This is a genomic window from Novosphingobium mangrovisedimenti (assembly GCF_025153475.1).
GTDB lineage: Bacteria > Pseudomonadota > Alphaproteobacteria > Sphingomonadales > Sphingomonadaceae > Novosphingobium > Novosphingobium mangrovi_A.
Window position 1 is genome coordinate 30,658 of sequence record NZ_JANZXA010000007.1, and the last position, 9,599, is coordinate 40,256.

General features: G+C 63.6%; 13 protein-coding genes. 1 reads left to right on the forward strand and 12 read right to left on the reverse strand.

Annotation, left to right across the window (positions count from 1 at the left end):
* Position 1 precedes the first annotated feature (1 nt).
* The 8 genes from rplV to NZK81_RS11450 form a co-directional block, all read right to left on the reverse strand.
* Positions 2-379, reverse strand: a complete 378-nt coding sequence (gene rplV, locus NZK81_RS11415) for a 50S ribosomal protein L22 (protein ID WP_243995771.1) — start codon at positions 377-379, stop codon at positions 2-4.
* A complete protein-coding gene (gene rpsS, locus NZK81_RS11420) occupies positions 379-657 on the reverse strand; it encodes a 30S ribosomal protein S19 (protein ID WP_067735985.1) in 279 nt (92 codons plus the stop codon). Before rpsS ends, rplV begins: the two co-directional genes overlap by 1 nt.
* A 6-nt stretch (positions 658-663) precedes the next feature.
* Entirely contained in the window at positions 664-1,500 is an 837-nt protein-coding gene (gene rplB / locus NZK81_RS11425) for a 50S ribosomal protein L2 (protein ID WP_260046212.1), read from the reverse strand.
* 4 nt (positions 1,501-1,504) lie between these two features.
* Positions 1,505-1,822: a 50S ribosomal protein L23 gene (locus NZK81_RS11430; protein ID WP_260046213.1), complete on the reverse strand. Its 318-nt coding sequence runs from the start codon at positions 1,820-1,822 to the stop codon at positions 1,505-1,507.
* Positions 1,815-2,438: a 50S ribosomal protein L4 gene (rplD, locus tag NZK81_RS11435; protein WP_260046214.1), complete on the reverse strand. Its 624-nt coding sequence runs from the start codon at positions 2,436-2,438 to the stop codon at positions 1,815-1,817. The genes NZK81_RS11430 and rplD overlap by 8 nt, the downstream gene beginning before the upstream one ends.
* A 3-nt stretch (positions 2,439-2,441) precedes the next feature.
* Entirely contained in the window at positions 2,442-3,200 is a 759-nt protein-coding gene (gene rplC, locus NZK81_RS11440; protein ID WP_260046215.1) for a 50S ribosomal protein L3, read from the reverse strand.
* Between the two features lie 352 nt (positions 3,201-3,552).
* Complete coding sequence (rpsJ, locus tag NZK81_RS11445) at positions 3,553-3,864, reverse strand: 30S ribosomal protein S10 (RefSeq protein ID WP_007011873.1); 312 nt, start codon at positions 3,862-3,864, stop codon at positions 3,553-3,555.
* A gap of 217 nt (positions 3,865-4,081) precedes the next feature.
* Positions 4,082-4,429 carry a hypothetical protein gene (locus NZK81_RS11450; RefSeq protein ID WP_260046216.1) on the reverse strand — a complete coding sequence of 116 codons (348 nt, stop codon included), beginning with the start codon at positions 4,427-4,429 and terminating at the stop codon, positions 4,082-4,084.
* A gap of 65 nt (positions 4,430-4,494) precedes the next feature.
* Here NZK81_RS11450 and NZK81_RS11455 point away from each other — a divergent pair, with 65 nt between their 5' ends.
* Positions 4,495-5,067, forward strand: a complete 573-nt coding sequence (locus NZK81_RS11455; RefSeq protein ID WP_260046217.1) for a hypothetical protein — start codon at positions 4,495-4,497, stop codon at positions 5,065-5,067.
* Between the two features lie 103 nt (positions 5,068-5,170).
* Here NZK81_RS11455 and tuf read toward each other — a convergent pair whose 3' ends face one another.
* From tuf to rpsL, 4 genes are all read right to left on the reverse strand, one after another.
* On the reverse strand, positions 5,171-6,361 hold the full coding sequence (gene tuf, locus NZK81_RS11460; protein ID WP_260046218.1) for an elongation factor Tu: 1,191 nt from the start codon (positions 6,359-6,361) through the stop codon (positions 5,171-5,173).
* 95 nt (positions 6,362-6,456) lie between these two features.
* On the reverse strand, positions 6,457-8,550 hold the full coding sequence (fusA, locus tag NZK81_RS11465) for an elongation factor G (RefSeq protein WP_260046219.1): 2,094 nt from the start codon (positions 8,548-8,550) through the stop codon (positions 6,457-6,459).
* 113 nt (positions 8,551-8,663) lie between these two features.
* The gene (gene rpsG / locus NZK81_RS11470) at positions 8,664-9,134 is read right to left on the reverse strand and encodes a 30S ribosomal protein S7 (protein ID WP_260046220.1); all 471 of its coding nucleotides are present in this window, start codon (positions 9,132-9,134) and stop codon (positions 8,664-8,666) included.
* 92 nt (positions 9,135-9,226) lie between these two features.
* Positions 9,227-9,598 carry a 30S ribosomal protein S12 gene (gene rpsL / locus NZK81_RS11475; RefSeq protein WP_007011879.1) on the reverse strand — a complete coding sequence of 124 codons (372 nt, stop codon included), beginning with the start codon at positions 9,596-9,598 and terminating at the stop codon, positions 9,227-9,229.
* Position 9,599 lies beyond the last annotated feature (1 nt).

Sequence of the window (9,599 nt, forward strand, 5' to 3'; positions counted from 1 at the left end):
ATCAGGCCTCCTCGACTTCGCGAACGACGATCCGCAGGCGTGAGAACGGCTTGAGGATCCGGGTGGACTTGCCGCGACCACGGGCATGGAAACGCTTCATGGTGATCGACTTGCCGACCGACGCCTCGGCGACGACGAGCGCGTCGACGTCGAGGTTGTGGTTGTTCTCGGCATTGGCGATCGCCGATGCGAGAATCTTGCGCGCTTCCACAGCCATGGCCTTCTTCGAGAAAGCCAGGATGTTCATCGCGTCCTCGGCCTTCTTGCCGCGGATCAGGCCGGCGACGAGATTGAGCTTCTGGGCGGAACCACGAATGGTGGTGCCGACCGCAAGAGCTTCCTTCTCGCCGACGCGGCGCGGTGCTGCCTGCTTGCTCATTAGCGCTTGCCCTTCTTGTCGGCAGCGTGGCCGGGGAACGAGCGCGTGGGCGCGAATTCACCGAGCTTGTGGCCGACCATGTCCTCGTTGACCGAGACCGGGATGAACTTGTGCCCGTTGTAGACGTTGAACGTCAGACCAACGAACTGCGGAAGGATGGTGGAGCGACGCGACCAGGTCTTGATCGGGCCAGCCTTGGTGCCGGCATCCTGCGCGACCTCGGCCTTCTTGAGAAGGTACAGGTCGACGAAGGGGCCTTTCCAGACGGAACGTGCCATCGTGTCTTACCTCTTCTTCTTGGCGTGGCGCGAACGGATGATCATCTTGTCCGTCTGCTTGTTGTTGCGAGTACGGGCACCCTTGGTCGGCTTACCCCACGGGGTAACCGGGTGACGACCGCCCGAAGTGCGGCCTTCACCACCACCGTGCGGGTGATCGACCGGGTTCTTGGCGACACCGCGGGTCAGCGGGCGACGGCCCATCCAGCGCTTGCGGCCAGCCTTGGCGAGGGTCTGGTTCTGGTTGTCGGGGTTCGACACCGCACCAACCGTACCCATGCAGTCGCCACGCAGGTAACGCTGCTCGCCCGAGTTGAGGCGCACGATGACCATGCCGCGGTCACGACCGACGACCTGGACGTAGGCACCGGCCGAACGTGCGATCTGACCGCCCTTGCCGGGCTTCATCTCGACGTTGTGGCAGATCGTACCGACCGGCATCTGCGACAGGAGCATCGCGTTGCCCGGCTTCGTGTCGGTCTTCTCGCCGGCGACGATGACGTCACCAACGGCCAGACGCTGCGGCGCGATGATGTAGGCCAGTTCGCCGTCCGTGTACTTCACCAGAGCGATGAAGGCGGTGCGGTTCGGGTCGTACTCGATCCGCTCGACGGTGGCTTCCATGTCCCACTTGCGACGCTTGAAGTCGATGTAGCGGTACTTCTGCTTGTGGCCGCCAGCAATGCCGCGCGAAGTCACGTGGCCCTTGTTGTTGCGGCCGCCGGTCTTGCGCTTGCCTTCGGTCAGAGCCTTGACAGGCTTGCCCTTCCACAGCGCCGACTTGTCGACGAGGACCAGGCCGCGACGGGCGGGGCTGGTCGGGTTGTAGTTCTTCAGTGCCATCGGATCAGCCCCGTACGCCTTCGGTGATGTCGATCGGCTGCTCGCCTTCGGCCAGCGTGACGATCGCCTTCTTCACGTCGCTGCGGCGGTAAGCCTTACCGCGCCAGCGCTTCGTCTTGCCCTTGGTGACGAGCGTGTTCACGCCAGCAACCTTGCGGTCGAACAGCGCTTCCACAGCCGCCTTGATCTCGGGCTTGGTCGCATCGCCGGCGACCTTGAAGACGACCGCGTTGTTCTCCGAAAGGAGCGTCGACTTCTCGGTGATGTGCGGCGAGAGGATCACGTCGTAGTGACGGATATCCACTTCCTTGGTCTTAGCCATTGAAACGCGCCTCCAGTTTCTCGACCGCGGCGCGCGTCAGCACCAGCGTATCATGCTTCAGGATGTCGTAGACATTGGCGCCGATGGCGGGGAGCACGTTGACGCCGACGATGTTGCGAGCGGCGCGAGCGAAGTTGTCGTTCACCGCTTCACCGTCGATCACCAGCACCTTCTTGCCGAAGCCTGCCTTCGCGAGCTGACCGGCCAGAGCCTTGGTCTTGCCGTCGCCGTCGAGCGTGTCGACGATGACGAGACCGTTCTGGGCCTTGGCCGAGAGGGCCATCTTGAGGCCGAGAGCACGGACCTTCTTGTTCAGCGAGACGTTGAACTCGCGGCGACGCGCACCGTGAGCCTTACCACCGCCGATGAAGACCGGAGCCGCACGGTCACCGTGACGAGCCGTGCCGCCGCCCTTCTGGCGACCCCACTTCTTGCCGGTGCGCGCAACGTCGGAACGCTCGCGGGTGGCGCGGGCGATGCCGCGACGGTTTTCGAGCTGCCAGGTGACGACGCGATGCAGGACGTCCGCGCGCGGCTCGAGGCCGAACACGTCATCCGACAGGTCGATGTCGCCCTTGCCGGCAGTGCCATCGAGGTTGAGGACCTTGACCTTCACGACTTAGCCCTCCTGGCCTTCGGTCGCTTCGACGGCCGCGGTGTCTTCCGCGGGGGTGTCGGCGGCGGCCGAGTCATTGCTGTTGGCGGCCTGCTTCAGGCCGGCGGGATACGGAGCCTCGGCGTGACGGTCGACCTTGACGGCGTCCGAAACGGTGAGCCACGAATTCTTCGCGCCCGGGACCGAACCCTTGACGAAGATCAGGCCACGCTCGTCGTCCACGCGGACGATCTCGAGGTTCTGCTGGGTGCGCTGACGGTCGCCCATGTGGCCGGCCATCTTCTTGTTCTTGAAGACCTTGCCCGGATCCTGGCGGTTACCCGTCGAACCGTGCGAACGGTGCGAGAGCGAAACACCGTGGGTGGCGCGCAGACCGCCGAAGCCCCAACGCTTCATGGCGCCCTGGAAGCCCTTGCCCTGCGTGTGGCCGGCAACGTCGACGAGCTGGCCGGGCACAAAGTGCGAGGCAGCGATGGTCGAGCCGACGTCGAGCAGCGCGTCGTCGGCGACGCGGAACTCGGCAACACGCATCTTGAGCGGAACTTCAGCCTTGGCGAAGTGCTCGCGCTGCGGCTTGGCTACGTTCTTCTGCTTGGCTTCGCCGGCACCGAGCTGAACCGCGACGTAACCGTCACGATCAGCGGTACGGACCGAAACCACCTGGCAGTCTTCAAGCGCCAGGACAGTGACGGGCACGTGGCGTCCGTCATCCTGGAACAGGCGGGTCATCCCGACTTTCTTGGCGATCACGCCGGTACGCATGACCTTACTCCTTACAGAGGCCTGCCCGGGCCCATCCCGAACAGGCGTGTCCAGCCCAAATTGTGATGCATGCCCCGTCCGGGCTGGGTGCTCCCTGCAAGCCCTGAATGGGCCGCGGAAGCGAGACGGGGGACGCATTCCCGGCGCTTGGCCCGAAGGCGGCGCCGGAGGTATCCCTTGTGTCCCCGCCCGGTTTCCCTTGGGGGCTCTGTCTCTGCGGGTTTCTCCCCGCAAAGCCGGCCTCGAGGACCGACAAGGATGTCTGGATCCGAAGATCCGAATATCGTTCCGTTCGTTTAAGGTCCGATCGGAAAGGACCTTGGGGCCGCCAGAGGCAGCCCCGGAGCCGGCATTAGGCCAGCTTGATCTCGACGTTCACGCCTGCAGCCAGGTCGAGCTTCATCAGCGCGTCGACAGTGGCGGCGTTCGGCTGCACGATGTCGAGCAGACGCTTGTAGGTGCGAACCTCGAACTGCTCACGCGACTTCTTGTCGATGTGAGGACCGCGGTTCACGGTGAACTTCTCGATCTTCGTCGGCAGCGGAATGGGGCCCCGAATGAGCGCGCCGGTACGGCGGGCGGTGTCAGCGATTTCGCCAGTCGCCTGGTCGAGCACGCGGTGGTCAAACGCCTTGAGGCGAATGCGGATGTTCTGAGCTTCCATTACCTACTACCGATGAGAAAGAGCCAAGGGGCTTTCACCCCGAACAAATTCGAAGCGCGCCCCTACATCGCATGAGGGATTCGCGCAAGTCCTGATTGCGGGAAAATTTCGGAATTCCGCGGGACCCGATAGCCCTACTCGCTACGCGCAAGGAAATGATTCAGGCACGCGTTGCAGCGCACGATTCTGAAGCCGCCTTGCAGCGCAACGCTGCGCCCTACCTTTGCTTCTTCTTGCCCAACGCCGCGTTGAAATCCGGATCCTTGTTGGCGACCCAGCCCAGGAACTTCTCTATCCGCGGATCAAGCCGCAGGAGATCGACGTCCAGCCCGTAACGTTGCAGTTCCGAGTTGGTGAAGGTGGTGATCAGCATGTTCTGGCAGATCGGGTGCATCGGCACGGTGTCGCGCCCGCCCCGGCTCTTGGGAACCGGATGGTGCCAGATCACCGTCTCGCCGCAGGGCCGGCCGCATAGCCAGCAATCAGGTGGTGGCGGAGCCTCGGGCGCGTCTTCATCGTCGAAGATGTCCTCGCGCGGGCCATGCTTGGAATACTTGCGTGCCATGGGCCCAGCCCTAACCGTGGACAGCACCGGACGCCAGCCCCTTCCCTCCGGCCCCGCCGCCTCCTATGTTGGACGAGCGACACCACACTGACGCGATTTCCCCCCATGCCCTTCTTCAAGACACTATCCGGCGCCAGCGCCGCTATCGCGCTTACCTTTGTAGTGGCGAGCCCCGCCACTGCGGCCGAGGCCCCTACCCCTTTCTCGACAAGGCCGTACCGATCGACCTCGGCCCCGACTATCCCGAAGACGACATCCCGGCTGACGACATTCCCGATGACGGAACGCCCGTCCTGACCGCCCACATCACCATGCCCGAGCGCGAAGACGAAGCCTGCCGTGCCGCCGCCAATCAGAGCAATGGCGGCAATGCCGGCACGATCGTCGTATGCTCGCATGGCGGCGACGGGACCGACCAGCGTGTTTCCCCTTCCAAGTCCGTCGACGAAAGCACGCGCAACGGCGCGCTCCATCCACCGGATGTCAGCGGACTGCCGGGATGCCTGGGCCCCTGTATCACGATCCGGTTCGGCCGCGTGCCGCCACCGGTCTACTACATCGACCTCAGCACCATTCCCGAGGCCCCCGAAGGCTCGGATGCGTGGAAGATCGGGAAAGGAGAGATGCGCGCGCCCTGAAGTTCGTACGGCATACGCATCGCTCCCCTCATGGCCACAACGAAAAAGCCCGGCCTCCTTGCGGAGGCCGGGCCTTTAACTCGGTTATCCGAGGATCAGCGAATTACTTCGTGATCTTCGAGACAACGCCCGAGCCGACGGTGCGGCCGCCTTCGCGGATAGCGAAGCGGAGGCCTTCGTCCATGGCGATCGGGGCGATCAGCTTGACCGACAGGGCAACGTTGTCGCCCGGCATGACCATCTCGGTGCCCTCGGGGAGGATCACTTCACCGGTCACGTCGGTGGTGCGGAAGTAGAACTGCGGGCGGTAGTTGGCGAAGAACGGCGTGTGACGGCCACCTTCGTCCTTCGACAGCACGTAGACTTCGGCGTCGAACTCGGTGTGCGGGGTAACGGTGCCCGGCTTGGCGAGAACCTGGCCACGCTCGACTTCGTCGCGCTTCAGACCACGGACCAGCGCGCCGATGTTGTCGCCGGCTTCACCCTGGTCGAGCAGCTTGCGGAACATTTCGACACCGGTGACGGTGGTCTTCTGGGTGTCGCGGATACCGACGACTTCGACTTCCTCACCAACCTTGATGATGCCGGTTTCGACACGGCCGGTCACAACGGTACCGCGGCCCGAGATCGAGAACACGTCTTCGACCGGCATCAGGAACGGCTTGTCGGTCGGACGCGGCGGCTGCGGGATGTACTCGTCGACAGCGTTCATCAGTTCGATGATCGAGTTCTTGCCGATTTCGTCGTCGCGACCTTCGAGAGCGGCCAGAGCCGAACCCTTGATGATCGGAATATCGTCGCCCGGGAATTCGTACGACGACAGCAGTTCGCGAACTTCGAGTTCGACGAGCTCGAGGAGTTCCTCGTCGTCGACCTGGTCGACCTTGTTCATGTACACGACCAGAGCCGGCACGCCGACCTGACGGGCGAGCAGGATGTGCTCGCGGGTCTGCGGCATCGGGCCGTCAGCAGCGTTCACCACGAGGATGGCGCCGTCCATCTGGGCCGCACCGGTGATCATGTTCTTCACGTAGTCGGCGTGACCCGGGCAGTCGACGTGCGCGTAGTGACGGGCAGCGGTCTCGTACTCGACGTGCGCGGTCGAGATGGTGATGCCGCGCTCACGCTCTTCGGGAGCCTTGTCGATGTTGGCGAAGTCGACCGCTTCACCGCCGTTGACTTCGGCCATGACCTTGGTGATGGCAGCCGTCAGGGTGGTCTTGCCGTGGTCGACGTGACCGATGGTGCCGATATTGCAGTGCGGCTTGTTCCGCTCGAATTTTGCCTTCGCCATCTTTCAAACCTTCTTTCGTCTCAAAATTGAATCAGCGGGTAAGGAGGCGGAGCCCGCGGAATCAGCAGGCGCCGCCCCTAGAACCATTCTTGCCCTCAGGCAAGCTTCTCCTTCACTTCGGCCGCGACATTCGCCGGGACCTCTTCGTAGTGGGAGAACTGCATGGTGTACTGCGCGCGGCCCTGGGTGAACGAGCGCAGCTGGTTGACGTAGCCGAACATGTTCGCGAGCGGCACGTTGGCCTCGACAACCTGGGCATTGCCGCGGCTGTCGGTGCCCTGGATCTGACCACGGCGGGAGTTGAGGTCACCGATCACGTCGCCCATGAACTCTTCCGGAGTCACGACCTCGACCTTCATGATCGGTTCGAGCAGCTTGATGCCGGCCTTCTGGGCGGCTTCGCGCATGGCACCGCGACCGGCGATTTCGAAGGCCAGGGCCGACGAGTCGACGTCGTGGTACGCACCGTCATAGAGGTGGATGTCGAAGTCGATGATCGGGAAGCCGACCAGCGAACCGGTCTCGGCCGTTTCGCGCATGCCCTTCTCGACCGACGGGATGTATTCGCGCGGGATGTTGCCGCCCTTGATCTCGTCGTGGAAGTTGATGCCCTGGCCACGCTCGCCGGGGACGAGCTTGACCTTGACGCGACCGAACTGACCCGAACCACCCGACTGCTTCTTGTGGGTATAGTCGAGGTCGACTTCGCGGGCGAGCGATTCACGGTAGGCCACCTGCGGCGCACCGACGTTGGCCTCGACCTTGAACTCGCGCTTCATGCGGTCGACGATGATGTCGAGGTGAAGCTCGCCCATGCCCTTGATGATGGTCTGGCCGGACTCGTGATCAGTAGCGACGCGGAACGAGGGGTCCTCGGCAGCCAGACGCGAGAGGGCGACGCCCATCTTTTCCTGGTCAGCCTTGGTCTTCGGCTCCACCGACAGTTCGATGACCGGCTCGGGGAACTCCATGCGCTCGAGGATGATCGGCGACTTCTCGGCGCACAGCGTGTCACCGGTGGTCGTTTCCTTGAGGCCCGCGACGGCGACGATATCGCCGGCGTAGGCGACGTCGATGTCTTCACGGTTGTTGGAGTGCATCAGCAGCATGCGGCCGACCTTCTCCTTCTTGTCCTTCACCGAGTTCAGGTACGTGCCCTTCGACAGCGTGCCCGAATAGATGCGGCAGAAGGTGAGCGAGCCGACGAACGGGTCGTTCATGATCTTGAACGCCAGGGCCGAGAACGGCGCGCTGTCGTCCGAAGGACGGCTGTCGGCTTCCTCGGTGTCGGGGTTGATACCCTCGATGGCGGGGACGTCGATCGGGCTCGGCATGTAGTCGACAACGGCGTCGAGCAGCGGCTGAACGCCCTTGTTCTTGAACGCCGAACCGCAGGTGATCGGAACGAAGGCGCGCTCGAGCGTGCCCTTGCGGATCAGCTTCTTGATGGTCGCGACGTCGGGCTCGTTACCTTCGAGGTACTGCTCCATGACATCGTCGTCCTGTTCGACGACGAGTTCGAGCAGCTTCTCGCGGTATTCAGCGGCCTTGTCGGCCAGGTCAGCCGGAATGTCGACATAGTCGAACTTCGCGCCGAGGCTTTCGTCCTGCCAGACGATGCCGCGCATGTTGACGAGGTCGACAACGCCCTTGAGGTCGCTCTCGGCGCCAATCGGCAGGTACATCACCAGCGGCACAGCGCCGAGGCGGTCGATGATCGACTGGACGCAGTAGTAGAAGTCGGCGCCGGTGCGGTCGAGCTTGTTGATGAAGCACATGCGCGGAACGCCGTACTTGTCAGCCTGGCGCCACACGGTCTCGGACTGCGGCTCGACGCCGGCCACGCCGTCGAACACCGCGACCGCGCCGTCGAGGACGCGCAGCGAACGCTCGACTTCGATGGTGAAGTCGACGTGTCCGGGGGTGTCGATGATGTTGATGCGGTGCTCTTCACCCTGGCCGTCGTCCGCCTTCCACATGGTGGTGGTGGCAGCCGAGGTGATGGTGATGCCGCGTTCCTGCTCCTGCTCCATCCAGTCCATGGTGGCGGCGCCGTCGTGCACTTCGCCGATCTTGTAGGACTTGCCAGTGTAGTAGAGGATACGCTCGGTCGTGGTGGTCTTGCCGGCGTCGATGTGCGCCATGATACCGATGTTGCGGTAGCGTTCGATCGGATGGCTGCGTGCCATGGTGAAAATCCTTAGCAGGAGTTTGGAAGGAACCGGGGCTCAGATAAGCCCCCGCCCCCTGAATTGAAAGTGTGACGCCCGCATGACGTGCCATGCGGGCTCCACGATGCATCTTACCAGCGGTAGTGCGAGAAGGCGCGGTTGGCGTCTGCCATGCGGTGCGTGTCTTCGCGCTTCTTCACGGCGTTACCGCGGTTGTTGGCCGCATCCATCAGTTCGCCCGAAAGGCGGGCCGACATGGTGGTCTCGGGACGGTTGCGGGCAGCCGAGATCAGCCAGCGGATGGCCAGAGCCTGGGCACGCTCGGGGCGGACCTCGACGGGGACCTGGTAGGTCGCACCGCCGACGCGGCGGGAGCGAACCTCGATCTGCGGCTTCACGTTGTTGAGCGCATCGTGGAACAGCTGGACCGGATCGGCCTTCGCGCGGCTCTCCATGGTGTCGAGCGCGCCATAGACGATGCGCTCGGCGGCGGACTTCTTGCCGTCATACATGAGGTTGTTCATGAACTTCGACAGGACCAGATCACCAAACTTCGGATCCGGCAGGATTTCCCGCTTCTCGGGACGACGACGACGTGACATCGTTTGTGTTTCCTTATTCTTGCGATCGGGAGCTCGCGCATCACCGATCGGTCAATCTTCATCGTGCGGCGCAATGAAACGCCGCGGCCGGATCACTTCGGACGCTTGGCGCCGTACTTCGAGCGGGACTGCTTGCGATCCTTGACGCCCTGCGTGTCGAGCACGCCGCGCAGGATGTGGTAGCGCACGCCGGGAAGGTCGCGCACACGGCCGCCGCGGATCAGGACCACCGAGTGCTCCTGCAGGTTGTGGCCTTCGCCGGGGATGTACGAAATGACTTCGCGGCTGTTGGTCAGGCGCACCTTGGCGACCTTGCGGAGAGCCGAGTTCGGCTTCTTCGGGGTCGTGGTGTAGACGCGGGTGCAGACGCCGCGCTTCTGCGGGTTCTGCTCCATCGCAGGGACCTTGCTCTTGGCCTTCTGCGGCTCGCGGCCCTTGCGGACCAGCTGGTTGATCGTGGGCATC

Coding starts and splice junctions, on each gene's coding strand:
- rpsS (WP_067735985.1), bottom strand. CDS start 657: ATGGCACGTTCCGTCTGGAAAGGCCCCTTCGTCGACCTGTACCTTCTC.
- rpsG (WP_260046220.1), bottom strand. CDS start 9,134: ATGTCACGTCGTCGTCGTCCCGAGAAGCGGGAAATCCTGCCGGATCCG.
- rpsL (WP_007011879.1), bottom strand. CDS start 9,598: ATGCCCACGATCAACCAGCTGGTCCGCAAGGGCCGCGAGCCGCAGAAG.
- tuf (WP_260046218.1), bottom strand. CDS start 6,361: ATGGCGAAGGCAAAATTCGAGCGGAACAAGCCGCACTGCAATATCGGC.
- rplC (WP_260046215.1), bottom strand. CDS start 3,200: ATGCGTACCGGCGTGATCGCCAAGAAAGTCGGGATGACCCGCCTGTTC.
- rpsJ (WP_007011873.1), bottom strand. CDS start 3,864: ATGGAAGCTCAGAACATCCGCATTCGCCTCAAGGCGTTTGACCACCGC.
- NZK81_RS11455 (WP_260046217.1), top strand. CDS start 4,495: ATGTTGGACGAGCGACACCACACTGACGCGATTTCCCCCCATGCCCTT.
- rplB (WP_260046212.1), bottom strand. CDS start 1,500: ATGGCACTGAAGAACTACAACCCGACCAGCCCCGCCCGTCGCGGCCTG.
- rplV (WP_243995771.1), bottom strand. CDS start 379: ATGAGCAAGCAGGCAGCACCGCGCCGCGTCGGCGAGAAGGAAGCTCTT.
- NZK81_RS11430 (WP_260046213.1), bottom strand. CDS start 1,822: ATGGCTAAGACCAAGGAAGTGGATATCCGTCACTACGACGTGATCCTC.
- fusA (WP_260046219.1), bottom strand. CDS start 8,550: ATGGCACGCAGCCATCCGATCGAACGCTACCGCAACATCGGTATCATG.
- NZK81_RS11450 (WP_260046216.1), bottom strand. CDS start 4,429: ATGGCACGCAAGTATTCCAAGCATGGCCCGCGCGAGGACATCTTCGAC.